The organism is Larkinella ripae, assembly GCF_054780775.1.
On the sequence record NZ_BAAGVR010000001.1, the window covers coordinates 494,401 to 516,737 of the forward strand.

General features: G+C 55.6%; 18 protein-coding genes. 9 read left to right on the forward strand and 9 right to left on the reverse strand.

Translation table 11 applies throughout. The annotated features are described in order from the left end of the window. Positions 1-162 precede the first annotated feature (162 nt). A complete protein-coding gene (locus ACYVHX_RS02150) occupies positions 163-1,656 on the forward strand; it encodes a serine hydrolase (RefSeq protein ID WP_460669945.1) in 1,494 nt (497 codons plus the stop codon). Between the two features lie 131 nt (positions 1,657-1,787). Then, positions 1,788-2,354 carry a type 1 glutamine amidotransferase domain-containing protein gene (locus ACYVHX_RS02155; protein WP_460669946.1) on the forward strand — a complete coding sequence of 189 codons (567 nt, stop codon included), beginning with the start codon at positions 1,788-1,790 and terminating at the stop codon, positions 2,352-2,354. 86 nt (positions 2,355-2,440) lie between these two features. Here ACYVHX_RS02155 and ACYVHX_RS02160 read toward each other — a convergent pair whose 3' ends face one another. The 3 genes from ACYVHX_RS02160 to ACYVHX_RS02170 all read right to left on the reverse strand — a co-directional run bounded on the left by ACYVHX_RS02160 (position 2,441) and on the right by ACYVHX_RS02170 (position 7,007). After that, positions 2,441-2,968: a hypothetical protein gene (locus tag ACYVHX_RS02160; RefSeq protein WP_460669947.1), complete on the reverse strand. Its 528-nt coding sequence runs from the start codon at positions 2,966-2,968 to the stop codon at positions 2,441-2,443. 10 nt (positions 2,969-2,978) lie between these two features. Beyond that, a complete protein-coding gene (locus ACYVHX_RS02165) occupies positions 2,979-4,370 on the reverse strand; it encodes a serine hydrolase domain-containing protein (RefSeq protein ID WP_460669948.1) in 1,392 nt (463 codons plus the stop codon). Between the two features lie 216 nt (positions 4,371-4,586). After that, entirely contained in the window at positions 4,587-7,007 is a 2,421-nt protein-coding gene (locus ACYVHX_RS02170; protein WP_460669949.1) for an ABC transporter permease, read from the reverse strand. A gap of 300 nt (positions 7,008-7,307) precedes the next feature. Here ACYVHX_RS02170 and ACYVHX_RS02175 point away from each other — a divergent pair, with 300 nt between their 5' ends. Further along, positions 7,308-9,977 (forward strand): ABC transporter permease, encoded by a 2,670-nt coding sequence (locus ACYVHX_RS02175; protein ID WP_460669950.1) that lies wholly within the window; start codon positions 7,308-7,310, stop codon positions 9,975-9,977. Between the two features lie 70 nt (positions 9,978-10,047). Here the strand turns inward: ACYVHX_RS02175 and moaA are convergent, their stop codons facing one another. After that, positions 10,048-11,028 carry a GTP 3',8-cyclase MoaA gene (moaA, locus tag ACYVHX_RS02180; RefSeq protein WP_460669951.1) on the reverse strand — a complete coding sequence of 327 codons (981 nt, stop codon included), beginning with the start codon at positions 11,026-11,028 and terminating at the stop codon, positions 10,048-10,050. A gap of 137 nt (positions 11,029-11,165) precedes the next feature. Here moaA and ACYVHX_RS02185 point away from each other — a divergent pair, with 137 nt between their 5' ends. The 5 genes from ACYVHX_RS02185 to ACYVHX_RS02205 all read left to right on the forward strand — a co-directional run bounded on the left by ACYVHX_RS02185 (position 11,166) and on the right by ACYVHX_RS02205 (position 15,042). Beyond that, complete coding sequence (locus tag ACYVHX_RS02185; protein WP_460670411.1) at positions 11,166-11,687, forward strand: RNA polymerase sigma factor; 522 nt, start codon at positions 11,166-11,168, stop codon at positions 11,685-11,687. A 63-nt stretch (positions 11,688-11,750) separates the two neighbouring features. After that, entirely contained in the window at positions 11,751-12,572 is an 822-nt protein-coding gene (locus tag ACYVHX_RS02190) for a HEAT repeat domain-containing protein (RefSeq protein ID WP_460669952.1), read from the forward strand. A 117-nt stretch (positions 12,573-12,689) separates the two neighbouring features. Then, entirely contained in the window at positions 12,690-13,553 is an 864-nt protein-coding gene (locus tag ACYVHX_RS02195; protein ID WP_460669953.1) for a DUF4097 family beta strand repeat-containing protein, read from the forward strand. A gap of 112 nt (positions 13,554-13,665) precedes the next feature. Further along, the gene (locus ACYVHX_RS02200) at positions 13,666-14,532 is read left to right on the forward strand and encodes a DUF4097 family beta strand repeat-containing protein (RefSeq protein WP_460669954.1); all 867 of its coding nucleotides are present in this window, start codon (positions 13,666-13,668) and stop codon (positions 14,530-14,532) included. Positions 14,533-14,622: 90 nt separating this feature from the next. Then, a complete protein-coding gene (locus ACYVHX_RS02205; protein WP_460669955.1) occupies positions 14,623-15,042 on the forward strand; it encodes an organic hydroperoxide resistance protein in 420 nt (139 codons plus the stop codon). Between the two features lie 116 nt (positions 15,043-15,158). On the opposite strand, the gene ACYVHX_RS02210 is transcribed toward ACYVHX_RS02205, so the two are convergent. Beyond that, complete coding sequence (locus ACYVHX_RS02210; RefSeq protein ID WP_460669956.1) at positions 15,159-15,578, reverse strand: phage holin family protein; 420 nt, start codon at positions 15,576-15,578, stop codon at positions 15,159-15,161. A gap of 83 nt (positions 15,579-15,661) precedes the next feature. Between ACYVHX_RS02210 and ACYVHX_RS02215 the strand changes: the two genes are divergently transcribed. Continuing rightward, on the forward strand, positions 15,662-16,399 hold the full coding sequence (locus ACYVHX_RS02215; protein WP_460669957.1) for a class I SAM-dependent methyltransferase: 738 nt from the start codon (positions 15,662-15,664) through the stop codon (positions 16,397-16,399). Positions 16,400-16,484: 85 nt separating this feature from the next. On the opposite strand, the gene ACYVHX_RS02220 is transcribed toward ACYVHX_RS02215, so the two are convergent. The 4 genes from ACYVHX_RS02220 to ACYVHX_RS02235 all read right to left on the reverse strand — a co-directional run bounded on the left by ACYVHX_RS02220 (position 16,485) and on the right by ACYVHX_RS02235 (position 22,324). Beyond that, the gene (locus tag ACYVHX_RS02220) at positions 16,485-16,988 is read right to left on the reverse strand and encodes a GNAT family N-acetyltransferase (RefSeq protein WP_460669958.1); all 504 of its coding nucleotides are present in this window, start codon (positions 16,986-16,988) and stop codon (positions 16,485-16,487) included. Between the two features lie 26 nt (positions 16,989-17,014). After that, positions 17,015-18,604: a Na+/H+ antiporter gene (locus ACYVHX_RS02225; RefSeq protein ID WP_460669959.1), complete on the reverse strand. Its 1,590-nt coding sequence runs from the start codon at positions 18,602-18,604 to the stop codon at positions 17,015-17,017. A 201-nt stretch (positions 18,605-18,805) separates the two neighbouring features. Beyond that, the gene (locus ACYVHX_RS02230) at positions 18,806-21,862 is read right to left on the reverse strand and encodes an outer membrane beta-barrel protein (protein ID WP_460669960.1); all 3,057 of its coding nucleotides are present in this window, start codon (positions 21,860-21,862) and stop codon (positions 18,806-18,808) included. Between the two features lie 138 nt (positions 21,863-22,000). Then, the gene (locus ACYVHX_RS02235) at positions 22,001-22,324 is read right to left on the reverse strand and encodes a hypothetical protein (protein ID WP_460669961.1); all 324 of its coding nucleotides are present in this window, start codon (positions 22,322-22,324) and stop codon (positions 22,001-22,003) included. Positions 22,325-22,337: the final 13 nt, after the last annotated feature.

Consider the following 22,337-nt stretch of genomic DNA (forward strand, 5'->3'; position numbering starts at 1 on the left):
GATTTGAAGGCCGCAGTTGCATCCTGCCAAATAAAAAAGCAAATTGCCAATCCCGACCAGCGAAAACCGCTCACCACAGGTGGAAAGCCCGTGGGGTTGCCCTATCGATACATTCGGAAGCCATCGGGGACGTACGGCCATGCCACAAATCGACTTAATCCGATGAAACACCTGCTTGGTATCCTTCTTAGTCTGAGTCTTTTCCCGGTATTCGCGCAGAAAAAACCGACCACCAAACAGGTGCAGGAATTTGATGCGTACGTTGAAAAAGTCCGGAAAGAATGGGGGGTTCCGGGACTGGCGATCACGGTGGTGAAAGACAACCAGGTGATTTTCAAGAAAGGCTACGGGCTCAGGGAAATAGGCAAGAACGATCCGGTCGATACGCAGACGCAGTTTGCCTGCGCGTCAACCACCAAAGCCATGACGGTTGCGCTGGTGGGGATGCTGGTCGATGAAGGCAAACTGGCGTGGGATGATCCGGTGTACCAATACCTGCCCGAACTGCAACTCCAGGACCCGGCGGCTTCCCGCGACATTCGGGTGCGCGACCTGCTGACGCACAACACGGGCGTGGGCGGCACCGATTTTTTTACCGGCGCCATGACCATTCCGGCCAACGAAATGTTCCGGCGGATGGTGTACGTCAAACCGAGTTACCCGCTGCGGGCCGGTTTTATTTACCAGAACATCATGTATTCGGCCGCCGGCCGCATCATCGAACGGCTGTACGGAAAACCGTGGTCGACGGTGATGCAGGAACGGATTTTTGACCCGCTCGGCATGACCCAAACCGCCCCCAAACGCGGCCTGAGCAAGAGTTCCAACATGACTAAACCGCACGTGGCCGTCAACGACACGATCCGGGCGATCGGCTACGGCGCCGACAGCGAAATCGGTTCGGCGGGGGCGGTCTGGTCGTGCGTCGATGACATGAGCAAGTGGGTAATGTGCATGCTCGATAGCGGTAAATACAACGGCGGGCGGTTGCTGAAACCGGCCACCTGGGCCGAAATTTTCAAACCGCAGGTGCTGGTTCCGGAAGACGAATACGCCACCATGCAGCTTTTGAAGCCCAACTGGCTGACCTACGGTCTGGGCTGGTACCAGCACGATTACCGGGGGCACAAGGTCAACTTTCACACGGGCAGTTTAACGGGGCTGACGGCCATTACCGGACAGCTTCCCGACGAAAAGCTGGGCGTATACGTGTACGGCAATTACAACTACGCCGAGGTCCGGCACGTAATCTTGTACAAAACCTTCGATTTCTTTGCGCTGGGCGGCAACCGCGACTGGAACACCGAGATCAAAACCTTGTATGCGGGGATTAAAGAAACCGGCAAGAAGGCCACCGAAACCTTTCAGAAAAACCGGGTTGCCAACACCGCGCCCTCGCTGCCGCTGCTGGCGTATGCCGGAACCTACACCAGTCCGCTGTACGGAAAAGCCGAGGTAACGGTGATGAATAACCACCTGATTTTCAACATCAATGACAACGCCCTGAACGCAACACTGACGCACTGGCACTACGATACGTTTTACGGGCCGTATCAGAAAGCCTGGTACGGAAATGCGCTAGCCCGGTTTACGCTTACCAACGCCGGAAAAGCCGATACGCTGGTTTTCAGCGGCATGAATTTCAAAAAAGAATAACGGTTTTTGCGCTCCGTTTACGCGCTGATCGAACGCTTGTTACGGACCGCTGCGGTTTCCCGCTGGCTCGATTCTGATAACCTTCCCGGTTTTTTGTCGTTACTCTTTCAGGAATCAAACTCAACGAAACCATGGAAAATCAGCAAAAATTGAAGGGAAAGAAAGTGGCGATTCTGCTGACCGACGGCTTTGAGCAGGTCGAAATGACCGAACCCCGGAAAGCTTTGCAGGAAGCCGGTGCCGAAACGCACCTGATTGCGCCCAACGATACGGTACGGGGCTGGGATACGAAAGACTGGGGCCAATCGTTCCCGGTTGACGTGATTCTGGACGATGCCGACGCCTACAGCTACGACGCGCTGCTGCTGCCGGGCGGGGTGATGAACCCCGATCATCTGCGCATGGAAAAGAAAGCCGTTGAATTTATCCGGCATTTTTTTGAAGAACACAAACCCGTAGCGGCCATTTGTCACGCGCCGATTCTGCTAATCGAAGCCGATGTGGTAAAAGGGCGGAAGCTGACCTCCTACCCGTCGATTCAGACCGACCTCCGCAACGCCGGTGCGAACTGGGTTGATCAGGAAGTTGTCACCGATCAGGGGCTGGTCACCAGCCGGAAACCGGACGATATTCCGGCTTTCAACAAGAAACTGATTGAGGAAATTCGCGAGGGCACCCACCAGGGCCAACACGCGTAAAATCAACAAAAGATTCGTAAAAAAGCCCGGTCGGTACACCCTGACCGGGTTTTTTTGCGGTTTTGCGGATGCAAGCCTGCTGGCGCCTAGTTTTGGGCCGCGCGCCGGAACAACAGGGCCGACCCGACAAACAACAGGGCGAAAATGGCGTGCAGACCCACTACGGCTCCCAAGCCGTTGGCAAAAGCGGGCGTCCCGATGAACCAGGCAATCACCGGAACCAGCATCATGGCAAACGCCATGGCCAACAACGCGCGGAACATGCCCGGTGGCTCCAGGTGGGCGATGTTGGCCCCGGTTAACCCGACCAGCAGCACCCCGAAATACATCATGTTGGCGGGATTATCGCCCAGAATGCCTCCCACGGCCACATTCATCCAGACCAGAACGAAAACCGTCGCTATGGTCAGCCCGACGGCGAATCGGTAGGCCCGGTTGCCCAGTTTCTTTTTCGTTGCCAGTTCCATTCCCAGTGCGGCCCCGCCAAACAGCAGGGCAAAGGTCAGAACGAACGCAGCCGGTTTCCAGTGCCAGCTGGCCAGCAGCAGTAATAGGGCGGGAATGAGCGCGAGGACGGCCACCCACGCCAGCGGTTTTCTTTTTCTCTTTTCCATCCGCTTCTGGTTATTTTTCCTTTGTAAAAACCCGCTCTCCACCGCGCCGTTTAATGGTCATCTGGTTTTTGGCGACGTCGAACTCGATGACGACCGCACCCTCGATCTGGAATGTAGTCTCGGCCGTTGCTTCGAGAGGGGCCGCAGACTGCTCGCCCGGCGGTCGAAAGAAAAGCGTCGAACCGTCCCGGGTAATGGTAAATTTCACGGGCGCGCCGGGGCTCGAATAAACGCCAACGTACGTATCCAGCACCTCCGGACTGACGGCGATGGATTCCAAAGCAGGAATCTGGAACGGTCTCTGGTAATAAATGTCGACAACGCCACGCACAATGTTGCCGACCGGGTAAACCTTCGCGTTGGTTGTGTAAGCGACCGTCAGCTTATCTTCCGGCTGGTACGCCAGCCAGGCACCGTAGTTGTCAGCACCGCCCGTATGCCCGTAAAAGGTCTTGCCGGCGAACGTAAAGGGCTCCATTCCCGATCCCTCGCCGTCCCGGATCGTTTTCATCTGATCGAGACTTTTCGCTGACACGATTGTTCCGGCGAACAGCGCCTGGATGAAGGTGACCAGGTCGTTCGGCGTCGAGACAATTGCGCCCGCGCTGTAGAGAATGCTGGGGTGGGTTTCGGCGACCGATTGCCAGTCACCCCCGAAGCGGCCGTACGTCAGCGCTTCATTTTTGCCCGCATCAATCGGTCCGGTCGCCAGGTAGGTGTTCGCCAGCCCGCTTTTTGAGGTAATCCGTTCCCTAAGGACTTCGCCGTACGGTTTGCCGGTGATCTTTTCGAGAATAAGACCGAGCAGCTGATAGCCCGAGTTGCTGTAGGCATGTCGGGTGTCGGGTTCGAAATCGGGCGTGGCCTTAACGATGAGAGCGAGCATTTCATCTTTCGTTACCGGAACTGTGTTGACATTTCTCTGAGCATTCTGATCGCGCCTGACGTTTGGGATGCCGCTGCGATGCCAGAGGATTTGCGCGATCGTAATTTTCGTGGCATTTGGAACCTGCGGAAAGAAGTTGTCGAGGGTATCGGTCAGCTTCAATTTCCCTTCCTCGACGAGTTGCAGGATCAGCGCAGCCGTGAACATTTTGGTGATCGACCCGATCCGGAACCGGCTCGCTGCGGTCAGCGGTTTTTTCTCAGCGCCGTTGATCTGGCCGTAGCCGATGGCTCGCTGGTACAGCACTTTGCCATCCCGGGCAATGACCAGACTTCCCATCGCCTTGTCTTTTTCGGCGAGCCGATCCAGAAATTGGTCCAGTTTCGCTTTATCCAGCGGCTGAGCGTATCCCGGCGCCATTCCGGCCAGCATTAACAAGCTGATCAATAGTCCTTTAACGCCACTTGAAAAGCGAAGCGTGTCAGCTCCGTCGCGAATTTCCCGGTTAGTTTCCATAGATGTTTATCAGTGTATGCAGGGTGAAAGATGCCTAAAGGTTCTCGCAGAAACAGTTTGAAAACAAAAGTAAAAAAGAACTTTGTAATACAAAGTAAATAGATCAAAAATGAGACAAGGGAGCAAAAAATTCCCCTGTCTCGCTTATTCTTCTCTAAAACTGTTGGGAATCATCCCTGTAAACCGGGTCGCCGGTTTATATTTTACATTCTTTTTCTACTCCGCCCGCAGGCTTTTCACCGGATTCACCAGCGCGGCTTTGAGCGACTGGAAGCTGATAGTCAGCAGGGCGACGGTAATTGCCAGCAAACCGACTCCCGCAACCATCCACCACTCAACCGCAATCCGGTATTCGAAAGCCTGCAGCCATTGGGTCATCGCATACCAGGCCAGGGGCGACGCCAGCAAAATGGCAATCACAATCAGCTTGATGAAGTCGCGGGAGAGCAGACCGACGATGCTGCCCACCGACGCGCCCAAGACTTTGCGAACGCCAATTTCCTTCGTTCGTTGTTCGGCCGTAAACGTAGCCAGGCCCAGCAACCCGAGACAAGCCACGAAAATGGTCAGGCCCGAGAAAATGCCCAGAATCCGGCCGATTTTCTGTTCGGCTTCGTAGGTCTGCATAAACCGCTCATCCAGAAACGAGTACGAGAACGGCTGATCGGGTTTGAAGGCGGTCCACTGGTTTTTGACGGTAGCCAGCAGATCGGAAACATCGCGCGTTTTTACCTTCACGATCATCGTTCCATTGGTTTTGGCGAGCACCATCACCAGGGGCGTAATTTTTTCGTGCAGCGACCGGAAGTGAAAATCCTTCACAATGCCGACCACGCGGTAGGTTGCCCCTTTGCCGTCATTATTCAAATTCGTTATCTGGTGACCCAGCGCTTTTTCGTTCCACCCGAACAGTTTGGCCGCTGTTTCGTTGAGAATGATTCCCGTTGAATCGGTTCCGAACGATTGGGAGAAGTTCCGCCCGGCAACCACCTTCATTCCCAGCGTCGGAATGTAATTGTAATCGACATCGTAGCGTAACGTCTTGACAATCTGGGTGGCATTGTTGTCACCGTAGACCAGAAAATTGTTATTGAAGCTCTCACCGGCGGGAATGTAGCCCGAATGGCTGACGTTGACCACGCGCGGGTCCTGCAACAGCAGGTCGCGGAACACGGTTTCTTTGGCCCCCAGTGCCCAGGTGTTCGACAGCACCAGCACCTGATCCTTGTCGTAACCCAGTTTTTTGTGCTGAATGTAATCGAGTTGCCGGTACACGACGGTGGTGCCGACCATCAGCAGAATCGCAATGAAAAACTGGAAAACCACCAGGCCGCTGCGCAAACTGATGCTGCTTTTCCCGGAGCTGAACCGCCCTTTCAAAACCGTCACCGGTTTGAACGAAGCCAGGAAAAAAGCCGGATAACTGCCCGCCAGAACACCCACGAGTAACCCAAACACTAGCAGACCCGGGAACAACCAGGGAGCCGCGACAAAACTGAATGTCAGCTCTTTCCCCGACAAACTATTGAAAAAGGGTAACGTCAGGTACACCAGTCCCAGCGCCACCGCCAGGGAAATGGACGTCAGCAGAATGGATTCGATCAGGAATTGAAACGCCAGTTCCAGCCGGACGGACCCCATCACTTTGCGGATGCCCACTTCTTTGGCCCGTTTGGAGGCTCCGGCGGTTGAAAGATTCATGAAGTTGATGCTGGCAATCAGCAGGACGAAAACCGCCACCGCTCCGAACAGGTACACATACTGGATGTTCCCGGACGGCTCCATCTGATACGCCGAATCGGAATGCAGGTGGATCGCCGTCAGCGGTTGCAGAAACAGGCCGAGGTCGTTGCCCTTCTGCCGAAATTGCGCGTAGGGCATCCCAAAGGCTTTTTCAATTTGCGGCCCCATGTATTTTTCGGTCACCTGCGGTAGTTTGGCTTCCAGTTGTTTGTAGTCATAGCCTTCCGACAACACCAGGTACGTAAAGAATTCGGACGTCATCCAGGAAGTCGAGTGACCTTCCGGCAGGCTGGCCATCGACGTAAAAAGGTCGAAATGAAAGTGCGAATTCGTCGGAATTTCGGCCATGACCCCGGTGATCGTCAGGGGCATATCGCTCCCTTTGACCTGGAGCGTTTTGCCCAGCACGTTTTCCTGTCCGAATAGCTTCAGGGCCGTCGGCTTGGTCAGCACCACCGTGTTCGGCTGCGTCAAGGCGGTTTTCGGATCGCCCTGCACCAGCGGGAAACTGAACACCTGAAAGAAATTGGAATCGGCAAACGCCATTCTTTCGTCGTTGAACACTTTGTCGCCGATCCTGAACTGGGGCCTTCCGCCGACGCGCAGCCGGGTGGCCTCCTCAACCTCGGGGTAGTCGGCCCGGAGCGTCCGTGCCACGGGCGGCATCACGTGCGCTTCGTTCATTTTGCCCCCCTGAACCGTACCCTGGAAAACCACGCGGACAATCCGGTCGGCTTTTTCGTGAAACCGGTCGTAGCTCAGTTCATCAAGAACGAACAAACTGATCAGCAGGCAGGTCGCCAGCCCAATGGCCAGCCCGACAATGTTGATGGCCGAAAAAGCCCGGTTCCGCAGCAGATTCCGCCAAGCGATTTTAAAGTAATTCCGCAACATAAGCAATCGTACAAATAGAGTTCGACAGAAATACAAACAAATTTTAGGCTATAACAGGTACTATGTAATGCATAATACATCAATGGCGCTATGACTCGATGAACGGTTGGGCACTTGCCAACCAGCCCTGCATTGCGCCAAAACGCGCTAACGGGCTGTCCCCGAGCGGACAACGATTGTCCATTTACGGACAGTACACCAGCAAAAATCGTCCTTCTGAAGTGCTGTAGAGCATTTCAGGGGTTTGGCAGAGGATTTGTACGATAAAATAGAGACAAATCCCGACATCCGAAAAACCGCATGAAATCACCCGAACCCAAACCGCCCCGTCCACCCCGCTGGGCCGGGTGGTTGCTGACTTGGCTGCATCCGTCGAATACTTTGGAAGAGGTTCAGGGCGATCTCGAAGAGCTTTACTGCCACTGGCACCAGCGATCCGGGAAAACCCGGGCGACCATTCGGTATCTGCTGAATGTCGTTTCGGCCCTGCCGCCATTCGTGCGCCGACGGGCTAAAAAAACCGACAATCTTCACCCCTCCTCCTTCCATCCCGGTATGCTGCGCAATTGTTTCAAAACCGCCTTTCGGGGCCTGGTCCGTAACCGAACCTACACGTTCATTAACATCGCCGGACTGACGGTGGGCCTGGCCGTTTGCCTGATCATCGCGTTGATCATTCGCTATGAAACCAGCTTCGACGATTTTCACGCCAAAAAAGACCGGATCTACCGGGTCTTGACGGTTTACGGGAAATCCATCGATTTTGCGACACACGCCACCGGGGTTCCGCCCCCGCTGCCTTCGGTCCTCCGGCGGGATATTCCCCAGTTTGAGAAAACCGCCGGAATCTTTTTGCAAAATAAAATGCCGATCGCGGTGCCGGCTTCGGACGATCAGCCCGCCAAAAAGTTTAAAACCGGGGTGTTTTTCGTCGAACCGTCGTTCTTCGACTTGTTTGATTTTACGTGGCTGGCGGGCAGCCCGGTTTCTTCCCTGGCCGAACCCAACTCGGCGGTGCTGACCCAGGAAACCGCTGAACTGTATTTTGGCGACTGGCGCGCGGCCCTCGGAAAAACCATCAGGCTGGATTACCAGCACGTCATGAACATTACCGGTATTCTGGCGAATCCACCGGCCAATACGGATTTTCAGGTCAAGATCATGGTACCCTATCGCGTGCTGGATTATGCCACCTCGGGCGATTGGAACAGCATCAGCAGTGTGCACCAGTGTTACGTTCTGCTGCCCCCCAACGGCAACGTTTCGACCTTTAATACGCTGCTGAGCGGTTTTTCCCAAAAATACCGCCCGGCGGAAGACAAAATGACGCATGTGCTGCAACCCCTAAACCGGGTGCATTACGATGAGGGCATTAAGTACAGCGGCATCACCAATTACAGCGGCAAAACCACGTCGCCGGAACGCATTCAGACGCTCTGGCTGATTGCGGCTTTCATTCTGATCATCGCCTGTGTCAATTTCATCAACCTCTCCACGGCGCAGGCCCTCAACCGCTCGAAAGAAGTGGGCGTCCGCAAAGTGCTGGGAACCAATAAGACCCAACTCCGAACGCAGTTTCTGCTCGAAACGTTGCTGCTGGTCAGCACCTCGGTTTTGCTGGCCCTTGGTCTGCTGGCTTTTGCAACGCCCTACCTGAGCAGGTTGCTGGATATGCCGCTCTCCTTCCGGCAATTGAATCCGGCCGTGACGGTCGCCAGCCTGCTCGGCCTGACGCTGGCCGTTACCCTGCTGGCCGGTTTTTACCCGGCGGTTATTCTGTCGGGCTTCAATCCCGTGGTTGCGTTGAGGAGCCGGCTGCGGGCGACCACCAGCCGGGGCATTTCGCTGCGCAAGGTGCTGGTCGTCGGGCAGTTTGTGGTGGCCCAAATCCTGATTACCGGCACGCTGGTGATTGTGAAACAGATGCACTACCTCGATACGAGCTCCATGGGATTTGCGAAAGACGCCATCGTGAATGTCCCCTTCCGGAACGACAGCGCCAGCATCAGCCAGCTCGCTTATTTGCGGGACCGCCTGCTATCAACACCCGGTGTGCAACAGGTCAGTTTCAACAGCAAGGCCCCCGCCCACGAGGACAATGACTGGACTACATTCCGGTTTGCCAACGCAGACCAGGAAACCGGCTTTCCCAGCATCCTGAAATGGGTCGACGCTAACTACCTGAAGACCTACGCGTTGCCCCTGGTAGCCGGACGAAACATCACCGCCAACGATTCGATTCGGGAGTTCATCGTCAACGAAACCGTCGTTAAAAAACTGGGTTTTGCCAAACCGGCGGACGTGCTGAACCAGGAAATCAATTTGTGGAACGACTACGCCAAAGGCCCGATTGTCGGGGTGGTGAAAGACTTCCACGCGGCTTCGCTGAAAGATGCCATTCACCCGGTTTTCATGGGAAATTTCAAACGGAATTACAGCAGTGCCGGGATCAAGGTCAATCCGGCCAATCTGTCGGCCACGATCGAATCCGTTGCCACGATCTGGGGGACGTTGTTTCCGGATGCGGTTTTTGAGTACGAGTTTCTGGACGAAAAAATTGCCAATTTTTACAAACAGGAGCAGCAACTGGCCCGGCTTTACGAATGGTTTGCGGGGCTGTCCATTTTCCTGAGTTGCCTCGGGCTGTACGGGCTGGCCTCCTTCATGGCGGTTCAGCGGACCAAGGAAGCCGGTATTCGGAAAGTGCTCGGCGCCAGCCCGGGCAGCATCGTGTACCTGTTCTCCCGGGAATTTATCCTGCTGATTGCCCTGGCGTTTGTCATTGCGTCACCGGTGGCCTGGTACGCCATGAATCGGTGGCTCGAAAACTTTGTCTACAAGATTGACATGAGCGGGTGGATGTTTGCGCTGGCCGGTTTGCTCACCGTCGGCATTGCCCTGCTGACCGTCAGTTTCCAGAGCATTAAAGCCGCCCTGGCCGATCCGGTAAAGAGTCTGAAAGTGGAATAAACTGGGCGTTGGCTATCAAACCAGGCCGGTTTTCAAAACCGGCCTGGTTTGATCAAAGGATCAAGCCCCGTTACCCCCCAATCGTGGACATGGATTCGGTGACCGGACCGCGTTCGTGTTCGGCTTCAAAACCGGTTTTGGGACGATGGGCAAAGGCTTTGAGAAAAGCCGCCGTCAGTTCGGAATCCGTGGCCCCGGACCGCATCAGCTGCCGCACATCGAGCACCCCGTTGTCGTACAGACAGGTTTTGAGCGTGCCCTGCGCCGTCAGCCGGATGCGGTTGCAGGTGCCGCAGAAGGTGCGCGTAAAGGCCGCAATGATGCCGATGCTGCCCTGATAACCGGGAATCCGGTAGGTGGTGGCCGTCGAAAACGGCGAATCCGACTGTCGTTTCAGACCCGGATACAACCCCTGCAACTCCTGCAAAATACGCCGGTGGGTCCAGTTCAAAACCGGGTAGTGACTTCCTTCGCCGTTGAAGGGCATCTCTTCGATAAACCGCACCTCGACGGGGTGATCGCGGGTGAGTTCGGCCAGCAGCGGAATGTCCTCAATATTTTTGCCTTCCATCACAACGGCGTTCAGCTTGACCGGCACCCCCTGCGCCAGCAAGGCATCGAGCGTACCCCGAACGGCGGGCAGTTCGTCGCGCCGGGTAATGTGCCGGAACCGCTCGCGGTCGAGCGTGTCGATGCTGAGGTTGACGGAGCCGATGCCCATGCGAACCAGTTCGGGCACGAGCGGCTCGGTCAGCACGCCGTTGGTTGTAATGTTCAATTCCTCAACGCCTTCGGTGGCTTTCAGCCGCCACAAAAAATCCATCAGACCATTGCGAACGAAGGGTTCTCCGCCCGTGATCCGGATTTTCGACACGCCCAGCCGGGCCAGCACGCGCACCAGCCGCTCCATTTCCTCGTAGGTCAGCAACTGGTGTTTGGGCAGGTAGCGGATGCCCTCTTCCGGCATGCAGTAGAAACACCGCAAATTGCAGCGATCGGTGACGGCCAGCCGGAGGTAAGTGATGGGGCGGTTGTGGTTATCGAAAATCATGGTAAGCAAATTACAAAAAAGAGCCCGAAAAAATTTCGTCTCTTGCTGTAACCTTCCCAACTTCCGAAAGTTTCCACCACCAGATTCGACAAACTCGCAAACCTACCCGGTTGAAATCGCTGACGGACAACGCGCTCATGCTTCAGGTGAAGGACGGCAATCTGGAAAAGATGGGTCTGCTCTTCGAGCGCTACCACCGCGCCCTGTTCGGTTTTCTGTACCACATGACGGGGCAGACCGACACGAGCGAGGACCTGGTGCAGAACGTCTTTTACCGGATGTTGAAATACCGGCATACGTTCACCGGCGAGGGCGAATTCCGGACGTGGATGTACCACCTGGCCCGCAACGTGCTGGCCGATCACGTCCGGAAAAACAAGCCGTCGGCGCAGCATTACGACGTGGCGGATTTTGTCGAAAAAATTGGCGGGGGGACTTCCGCCGATGAACAGATGCAGAAGGAACAGGAGCTGGCATCCCTGCACGATGCCCTGCGAAAGCTGAATCCGGATTACCGCGAAATTCTGATTCTGAGCCGGTTTCAGGAATTGAAGTACGACGAAATTGCCCGGATTCTGGACACCACCGAAGGAGCCGTCAAGGTGCGGGTGCACCGGGCGATGAACGAACTCCGGCGGGTCTTTTTAACCCGTACCTGAGGCCCCTGGACGGCCCCGTTTTGCCTTGATTCTGAATGCGGTATAAACCGAAACGATACACTTATGAACTGTGAAAGCGCCCGGGAGAAACTCATTGATTTGTTAAGCAACCCGATCCAGATTCCGACACCGGAACGGACGATCCTGGAAGCGCATCTGGCCAACTGCCCGGACTGCCAGGCCGAACTGGAAGGGACCCGGCAACTCTGGCGGGCCCTGGGCACCGTGCCGGTGCCCGAACCCGGCGAGAAAGTCCGGACCCGGTTTTATGCCATGCTCGAAACGTACCAGCACGCCGAAACCAAAAAACGCCAGCGGTCCTGGAAAAGCATTCTGCGCCGGCTCCGGCGGTTTTTGACCCCGCAACTGGCTGTGCGCGTGGCCTACAGCCTGGCGCTGGTGCTGATGGGATTAGCAGGCGGTTTCTGGCTCAACGACCGGACCAAACCGGCCTACGAGCAGCAGATCACCGAGCTGGACACGCAGGTGAAAGAAATGCGGCAGACGGTTTTGTTGTCGCTGCTCGAAAACCAGTCGGCCACCGAGCGACTCCGGGCGGTGGAATACACCAAAGACATTGAACACGCCGACGAAAAAGTGGTGGAAGCGCTGCTGAGTACGCTCAACAACGACTCCAACGAGAACGTCCGGCTGGTGACGCTGGAAGCGCTGGTGACGCTCGCGGCCGACCCGGCCGTACGGGAAGGGCTGGTGCAGTCCATCGTCAAACAGGATTCGCCCCTGGTGCAGGCGGCCCTGGCCGACGTGATGGTAAAATTGCAGGAAAAACGCTCGGTGAAACCGCTCCGGCAACTGCTTCGGCAGGAAAACCTCAACGACTTCGTTAAGGTGAAAATTGAACAATCAATCAAGGATTTAACCTAGACAGGAACGATAAACAAGCGAAGAAAGACATCCGACCAGCCGGTTTTTTGCCTTTGTACCGCCTGTCCTGCGTCTCCTGCCACCCATACTCTTTTACGCTCTAACAAAACAACAACTATGAGACTGTTTATGCCCCTCTTTCTGGCGGGACTGGTACTGGTTTGCCTTTCCGCAACGGCCCAAACGCTGGAATCCAAAAACCACATCAGCAAGGAGTTTACGCTTTCGAAGGACGCCGGTAGCAGCGTGCTGGCCATCTACAACATCAGTGGTTTTATCAAGGTCGAAGGGTATTCGGGCAATAAAGTGGTGCTGGAGGTGGACCAAACGCTCTCGGCCAAGACCAGCGAAGTGCTGGAACAGGGCAAGCAGGAATTTAAGCTGGTGTTCGATCAGAACGCCGACAGCGTGATTGCCTACATCGCCGAACCGCACGATACCCGCCCGAACCGCGGCTGGCAGAACCGCCACAACCGCAAAGTGGAATACAAATTCGACCTCGATTATACGGTTAAAGTGCCGTTTGGCATGAATATTCACGTTTCGACCATCAACTCCGGTGATGTAACGGTTAAGGATGTCAACGGCGCCATCAGCGCTCACAACATCAACGGGGCCATTTTTCTGACCAACATCAAAGGGGCTACAAACGCCCACACCATCAATGGCAATGTGGAGGCCAACTACGTGACCAGCCCGCCCGAAAAATCGAAGTATTACACGCTTAACGGCGACATCAAAATCAGCTACCCGGCCAGTTTGTCCGCCGATCTGAGCTTCAAAACCTTCCAGGGCGATTTCTACACCGATTTTCCGAATGCCGAACTGTTAGCACCCACAGTCACCAAAACGCAGGAAAAAAAGGGCGACGGTACGGTTTACAAACTCAACAAGGACACGGCCATCCGGATCGGAAAAGGCGGCCAAACGCTCCAGTTCGAGACGTTCAATGGCAATGTATACATCAAAAAACAATCCTGATTCATCCAATCGTTTCAACCGGTCTGGCAGAAAACCGGGCGTACCCTCCGTACTTTCTCCGTCTTTTTGCGCCGGTCAATCTCCTTTCGTCTTTATTAACAATCTGAAAACCATGAAAACAAACCGCATATTCGTTGCTGCTCTCCTGCTGATTACGCTTGCCGACCTGCAACCGCTGCTGGCCCAGACAGAAATCAAAGAACAACTGGTGGTTCCGCTGAGCGATCCGGGCAAACCGGGCTCGCTCCAGGTTCACCTGATCAACGGCTCCATCCGGGTCACCGGCTACAACGGAAAAGAGGTGGTGATCGATGCCTCGAACGGAGCCGAGCCTTCGGGCCAAGACGCCCGGCCGCACGGGCGCCGGGCCAACGAAGGCAGATCCGAAGAGCTGTCAGCCGGCATGAAAAAGCTTTCTCCGCGCGGTGGGCTGGACCTGACGGCCAAGGAGAACAACAATTCCATCCACCTCAGTACTTCCTCCATCAACCGGACGACCAACCTGGCGATCAAAGTTCCGCAGCAGTTTTCCCTTAAAGTCAGTACCGTCAACAACGGTGACGTGGTGATCGAGAATGTAAACGGCGAACTGGAGGTCAAAAACGTCAACGGGCCGGTTCAGCTCAACAACGTGAGCGGTTCGGCGGTTGCCAACAGCATCAACGGCCTGGTGAAAGCGACGTTCCGGAATGTCAACGCTGACGCGCCCATGGCGTTCTCGACGCTCAACGGCACGATCGATGTGACGTTTCCGGCCAATGCCAAATTCAACGTCAAACTCAAGTCCGATCAGGGCGACATTTTCAGCGATTTCGACGTGGATGTCGATAAAAGTCAGGCCAAAGCCACGCGGTCCAACCAGGATGGGATGTATAAAGTATCCATCGACGACTGGGTGCAGGGCAAGGTCAACGGCGGGGGCCGCGAAGTGATGATGAAAAATATGCACGGTAATATTTACATCCGCAAGGCGAAATAAACCGCCCGGCGCAACCTTTCCGAACCCTCAGCCGTTATCCTGAAAACAATCTGGCAACAGCCCAACCCGGCTGTTGCTTCTTTTTTTAGCATGGAAAAACTGTATACGGCGAAAGCCACCGCAACCGGCGGCCGCAACGGCCACGTAAAATCACACGACGGCGCGCTGGAGATGGATGTGCGCGTTCCGAAAGAAATGGGCGGGCCCGGCGGCATGTACGCCAATCCGGAAACCCTGTTCGCAGCCGGCTACGCAGCCTGTTTCGACAGCGCCCTGAGTCTGATTATCCGGACCCAAAAAATTCAGGCCGGTACGACCAGCACCACCGCACAGGTCAGCATCGGCAAAACTGAAACCGGCGGTTTTATATTAGCCGTCGTGCTGGAGGTGCAGATTCCGGGTGTGGATCGGGCCAAGGCACAGGCCATCGTCGAGAAAGCACACCAGGTTTGCCCGTATTCCAACGCCACGCGCGGCAACATCGACGTGGAGCTGAAAGTGGTGGAGTAAACCCGGTGGTAAAGGCAATGTAAAAGGATGAATGCCACAGGTAAAAGTGTTTAGCGCGCCAGCCTACTTTTACCTGTGGCATTCATTATTTTACTTTTGAAATGACGGGTAACTTATCACACCCGAAAACGGAGTGCAAGCTGCTCCGGCACCAGCCGCATGGCTTCCTGTTCACGCAATTCGATCACTTCCGGGGAGGGAGCCAGCGCGCCGTCGACAATCGCACCGGCGACCGCTACGGCAATGGCAATTACCAGCGCCGGCCAGAACCCGACAATCGTGAAACTGCCCATCATTTTGTCAATGAGTTTGAGCAGGATCGCCGTAACCACAATCCGGACAATTCCGGTGAGCAGAAAGAACGTCACCAGGTTCAGCGGAAAGCGAATCAGCCAGCCAACCAGAAAATTGAGGGCCGCCAGAATAACCGCAATCAGCAGGGCGGTTCCGAAACTTTTCACGTCGACCTGGGGCATCAGGTAGGCCAGACCGAAGATGACGGCGGCATCGAGCAAAAGGTGCAAAAGAAGGTTCATGCGTCTGTAGAAAAGGTGGAAAATAATCTCTAAACACTTTCTTTTGCCGCTTGTTCAATCCGTAGAAGATTTTCCTGCCTACGATGAAAACGCTAATCCGGCCCCTTGGTTTCTTTATTTTTCTGCTAATTGCCTGCTGCGGACGGGCGTTCGGTCAGTCACCCGGTTTGGCCACGGATGCGCCGAAGGGCGTTTATCAATACCGGAAACCGGCTTACGACGGAACGGGAAAAGTTTACCTGGGCCGGGAAATTTCGCAGGTGATGGGGCATCTGGGAGCCGCCTGGCTCGAACGCCCGGAGCGTGAACAGGAAGAACGAACCGACCTGCTGCTGGCGGCCCTGAGTCTGAAACCGACCGACGTGGTAGCCGACATTGGGGCCGGAACCGGTTATTTCTCGTTTCGAATCGCGCCCAACGTGCCGAAAGGCCGGGTGCTGGCAATTGATATTGAACAGGAAATGATCAACGACCTGAACCAAACCAGAAAGAAAACCGGGGTAGTCAACGTCGAGCCGGTTTTGGGAACAATCACCGATCCCAAACTGGCCGCCAGCAGCATCGACATGGCGTTGCTGGTGGATGCCTACCACGAGTTTTCGCACCCGCACGAAATGATGACCAGCATTGTCCGGGCGCTGAAACCGGGGGGGCGCGTGGTGCTGGTCGAATACCGCGCCGAAGACCCGAACGTGCCCATCAAACCGCACCATAAAATGAGCGTTGCCCAGGCCACCAGGGAAATGAAAGCCGTGGGTCTGAGGCTGAAAACCGTGTATAAGAAACTGCCGCAGCAGCACGTCCTGATTTTTCAGAAATAGGAAGTCCTTTAGTCGCTCCTCTTTTAGCCGTGGGTCGGAACAAAGAAAATTTCACCCTTTCAACCGTATCAACGGTTTTGTAAGCCTAAAACCGCATCACGTAGTACTGACACAAAAACGTTTGTCCGAACTCGTGAATCGACTTTTGGTACGTGGGTTCAAACCCGTTGCGTTCGTAAAACCGCATCAGGGCGGGGCGGGTGGCATCGGTTTCGAGCTGAATTTCGTGAATGCCCCGTTGCCGGCACGTCTGGCGGCAAAAGTCGAGGATGGGGGCAAACAGATTTTGCCCGGCAAACGCCCGCCGAATCGCCAGCTTGTGAATAAAACCGGCGGTATTAGCGGGAACGTCTTCGTAGTACAACGGATCGTTCCACTGCAAAATAAACGTGGCGGCCGGAATCAGCCCGCCATCCCGGCGAACGTACAGGACGTAGGCGTTTTCGCGGGTGTAGTCATCAAACAGGTTTTCGGGGGTCAGCGTGTCCAGCTCCCACATTTCCTGCCCCGACTCGGTGAGCCACTGACCGACCTCCCGGACAATCGCCAGAAAATCGTCGGGCCGGTCGTTGCGAATCGTAAAATTCATGCCGATACGAGTTAATCACTCTTTATTTACTGAATGGTCTGCTCGGTTTTCTCCTGCTCCAGATCCAGCTGGGTTTCGATCCGGCGAATGACATCATCATCAAATTCGTCCTGATGCCGGAGTCGGTCCAGTTTCTGGCGTTTGACCAGATGCAGGCGGGTGAGGGCCTCCTTATACTGCGCCAGCAGCGGCCCATCCCGATCCGAGGCAATAATCTGATTCAGCCGCAAACCGCTTTCAAGGCGGTTTTTCAGGTTGACCAGCAAATCATTGTCGTGTAACTGCCGACCGTAGTGTTTCTCCAGCTCCTGCAGGGCGGATTCGTGCAACTGCCGACTGATGGCCGCCGACTGCTGTTCTTCGGGCGTGCGCGGAAAGAGGTCTTTCGGATGCAGCCAGCGAATGACATACGGGAGCGTCAGGCCCTGAAACACCAGCGTCACCAGAATCACGACGAACGTAATGAACAGGATCAGCGAGCGGTGCGGAAACGGCTGGCCGTTCACCGCCAGCGGCACCGACAAGGCAGCCGCCAGCGAAACCACGCCCCGCATTCCGGCCCAGCCCAGCACCAGCGGCCCGCGCCAGCCCGCATTGCGAACCGCCACCCGGATAAACCGCCCCGCAATCCGGGTCCAGCCAGCCGCCATCAGCGCAAAGACCACCCGCACCACGATGAGCACCGCCGAGATCAACAAACCGTACAGGATGGCGTCGGACAGCGAATATCCGTCCAGCCCCTGCACCACCACGGACAGTTCCAGCCCGATCAGCACAAACACCACGCCGTTGATGATGAAAATAACCGTGCCCCACATCGACGTTCCCTGCACCCGTTCGGTGTGGTTGAGAATCTGGTGGCTGTGGTTGGACAGAAACAAACCGCCGGCGACAACGGCAATAACGCCCGAATAGTGAAATTGCTCCGCCGTCATGTACATGATGTACGGGGCCAGAAACGTCAGCAGAATGCTGATGCGCGGCTGCATGGGAATCCAGCGGTGAATGACGTAGAAAATTCCGGCGATTGCCAGGCCGATCAATCCGCCCACAACCGTCACCAGCACAAAATCAACCGCTATTTCCTGCCAGTCGAACACCCCCAGCGTCAGGGTGGATAAGGCAAATCGGAAGACAATCAGGCTGGATGCGTCATTGATCAGACTTTCGCCTTCCAGAATACTGGTCGTACTTTTGGGAACATCAATGCCCTTGAGCACCGAAGTAGCCGCTACGGCATCCGGTGGTGACACAATCCCGCCCAGCAAAAAACCGAGGGCCAGCGTAAAACCGGGGATAAAAGCGTACGAAGCGTAGGCCACGGCCGTCGCCGTGAGCACCACCAGCCCGAAGGCCAGCACCAGCACAATGCGTCGCCAGCGCCAGAGCTCGCGCCAGGACATCGACCAGGCGGCTTCGTAGAGAAGGGGGGGCAGAAAAACCAGAAAGATCAGATCCGGTTCGATCGTCAGCAGCGGCACGCCCGGAATCAGGCTTACCAGCAAACCGCCCAGAACCAGAAAAATAGGGGTTGGAATGCGCAGACGCTGGGCCAGGGTAGCCAGCAACGCCATCCCCAGCAGCAGGGTCAGCCCCAGCAAAACCATTTCACGCATGGACAGTCGGGTACAGGTTGAAAAAAATACGGTTTTTGAAAACAAAATCTTCCCGGGCGAGTTTTCCCATCAGTACGTCGCTGATAACCGGGGATACCGTGAAAAGTATCTATTTTTCAAAGTAACCGTTTATTGGGCGATAAAAAAAGCCAGGTGACTTCACGTCGTCTGGCTTTCTTTTTTCTCCACCTGCAATACCCGTCAGTTGTTGTCCGGTCCGCCGGGCGGGCGACCCCCGCCGGGAAACCGGCCCCCTCCGCCCCCCTCGCGCCAGTTCGGGCGATCGGGCCGGTTCTGACCGTCGGTATTGCCGCGGGTCGGCGAAGCTTTAAACTGGCGCAGGTTGTACGTAAATGTCAGCAGAAAATACCGCTGCAACACCTGCGCGCGGCTGTTTTCCACGTAGGTATCGGACTGCGTGACGCTCAGGCTGTTATTCTGTTTCAGCAAATCAAAAACCGACACCTTCAGCTCGCCCCGCTGGTCTTTCAGGAATTTCTTGCCCACGGCCGCATTCCAGAGCGTGTACTGCTGGTTGACGCTGCCGTTAAAACCGGTGTATTTCTGATTCGAAATATCGGACTGCACCACCAGCCCCGGACCAAAAATCCAGTTGACCCGGCCACTCAGCACCTGAAAATAATACCGGTTGTTGTTGGCGGCCTGAAGGGAATATTTCACGTCGTTGAAGTTCCCCGAGTACGAGAACGAAAAGTCCAGCTTCTGGCTGATGTTACTGCTCAGGTTGACGCCCTGCGACCAGGTGGTGGTATTGGCGTTGTTAATTTGTCCGTTAATCAAACTCGGCGAACTGCTGTAGCCATTGCCCGCATTGAGGCTGATGTTGCTCTTGATGAATTTGAGGGGCGTGTTGTAGGTCACAAACGTGCGCAGGTTCCAGAAACCGCTCAGGTTGACGGGCCGGGTGAATTGCACGCCCTGCCCGAGCGTGGTGCCGTCGGGGAGCGTGGCGGTTCCGTTGCTGATCAGCGTTGAGGTGGCGATGTAGTTGTTGGTCGAGCCGACATTGACAAACACGAACAGGCTGCGGCCTTTGACCGGTTTGGTCAGCTGGTAGCGGGCCGAAACGTTGTGACTGTACGATTGTTTCAGGTCCGGATTTCCGGCGGTCAGAAACAGCGGGTTGGAATTGTCGAGCACATTCTGGAGCTGCGTGACGCCCGGCGCCTGGGTGTTGGTGCGGTAAAATAACCGGATGCGGCTGTCGGTCGATAACTTGAGGTCGAGCATGGCCGAAGGCAGCAGGTTGTTGAAATTCGCCCGGACATCGTTGTTCAGCGGAAAGATCTGATCACTGATCAGGTCGGCCCGCTGAAAGTTCATGTTGACATTCAGCCCCATTTTTGGCGAACGGTAGTTGTAACCAACCCCGGCCGAATTGGTCAGGTAGTCGTTCTGAAACGTGTTCGACAAGAGCGAATCCAGCTGGTCATACCGCTGCGTCAGGGCGTTGTAGCGGTTGGTCCGTTTGGTCGCATCGCTGTAGCGGTAGGTCGTCGTGTAATTAAGCTGGAGTTGACTTAATTTACTCAGCGGTTCCGTAAAAGCCGCATTCAGCGAGTATTGGTAACTCGGCGTGTAGTTGGTGGTTCGCTGGTCGATGCGCTGATCCGGCGTTTTGCCCGTAAAATATTCGTTCAGCGACAACTGCGTGCTTTCCCGATCCTGCGTACTGATCTGGGTTCCGAAATTCAGTGACAGCGAACGCCCGCGTTTGGCAAACCGGTGCCGAAACAGGATGTTATTGCTGAAATTGAATGCGCGGGTGTGGGCCGAATTGTCGGTATTGCTCCGGTTCAGCAGCAAACTGTCGGCCGGAATCAGCGGGTTGAAGTTGTTGCCCAGCGACGGATTGTCGGACGCGCTGTCGGGAGCCAGGTAGGTAATGCCCTCCACCCGGCTCGACGAATTGTTGTTCTGCCAGCGCAACCGGGGCGTAATCAGCAGCGAGTTGTTGGAATTAATGGTGTATTCGAGCCGGAAATCGAGCCGGTGGTTGTAGTTCTCGGTCCGGGAGATGCTGTTTTCAAAGTAGTTCTGGCTGGCATTTTCGGCGAGCGTATACCGCCGGAAAACCGTCTGCGCGTTGTTGTTGTTGCTGTTGTTGAAGAAATAGCTGCCCCGAAACGTCAGGTGTTTGCCCCAGTCGTCGGAGAAGTTGAGGCCAATCGAGTTGGTTTTGTTGATGCCGCTCTGCTGCCCCACCAGAAAGTTGTCGCTTCCGCCCCCTCCGCCACCACCCCCTCCGCGGCCACCACCGCCACCCCGGTTACCGCCCCCGCGACCCCCACCGCCAAAACCGCCCCCTCCGCCCCCGCCCCCGCTGGCGACGCCGGTGAGATCCTGGGAGGAGAAGTTCTGCTGGTTGATGTTGTTGCTCAGGCCGACGATGGAAAACCGCCGGGCGCCGTTGAAGAAGTTGACGTTGCCGCCCGCCGAATAGGTATCATCGGTTCCGTAGCCCGCGTAAACGCGGCCAAAAACACCGTTTTGCCGGTCACCGCGCGTCACGATGTTGATGGTTTTGGAGGTTTGCCCGTCGTTAAAACCGGTAAACTGCGACTGGTCGCTCATCCGATCAAAAATTTCAATTTTATCGACCACCTCCGCCGGCAGATTCCGTAGCGCAATGCTGGGGTCATCGCCGAAAAAGATTTTGCCGTCCACCAGCACCTGCTGCACGTCTTCACCCTGGGCTTTCACGGTGCCGTTTTCGACGGTAATCCCCGGCATTTTTTTGATCAGATCTTCCGTGGTGGCATCGCGGGTCACTTTAAAGGCTTCGGCGTTCAACTGGAGCGTGTCGCCTTTCTGCTGGGCGGGCGGTATCTGACCCTTGATCACTACTTCCTTCAGCGTTTTGGAATCTTCGCTGAGCGTGATGGCTCCCAGATCCTGAACCTCCTGACTGATCGTGATGACCTTGTCGTAATCCGAAAAACCGAGGTAGGTCGCCTTGATCCGATACGCCTGCGGACTCAGATTCTGAAACGAAAAAACGCCACTGGTATCCGTCACCGTGTACTGCTTCTGGGTGGTATCCTGCTGCATCGTCAGAATTACCGGCACCCCGATCAACACGCCATTGCTGGCATCGACAAACTTTCCGGTGAGCTGGTTGGTCTGGGCCAGCAGGGTGGTTCCCGAACTCATCAACAGCCATAAAAGCCAATACAGACGGCCCGAAAACCGTCCCGGATGAGTGGAAAAAAATAACAGGAGCGGTTTAGTATTCATTCGTTCAAGCGTAAAACGGGCGGATTAGTACGGTTTCAGCCACCGCAACCTGTCGCTGCGATGGCTGAAACCCGGAACCGGAAAGTTGATGAAGTGCAATCCTGACACAAGGATTACAACCAATACCGTTTGTCGGGCTTATTTGTTTTGCGGACGGCGGCCCCGCATCGCTCTTTCTTCTTTGAATGTGCCTTTGGCGTCAAAAACCACAACTTTCCGGGTGGTATCGGCCACCACCACCACCGAATAGTTATCTTCCTTGTCTTTCATGATGCGCCGAACGGTCATTCCCGGGTATTTATCTTTCACGTAGGCCATCACCGGCGCGGGCAGCGCGCTTTCTTCCACCTGCGTCATTCCTTCCATCATCCGGCCCCCGCCCCCGCCGGGTCCGTTCTGGGCGTTGCTTTCAAAAACCGTCATCCCGGCCAGCAGCAGGGCAATAACCAGTACTTTTTTCATGTTGGTAAGCTGT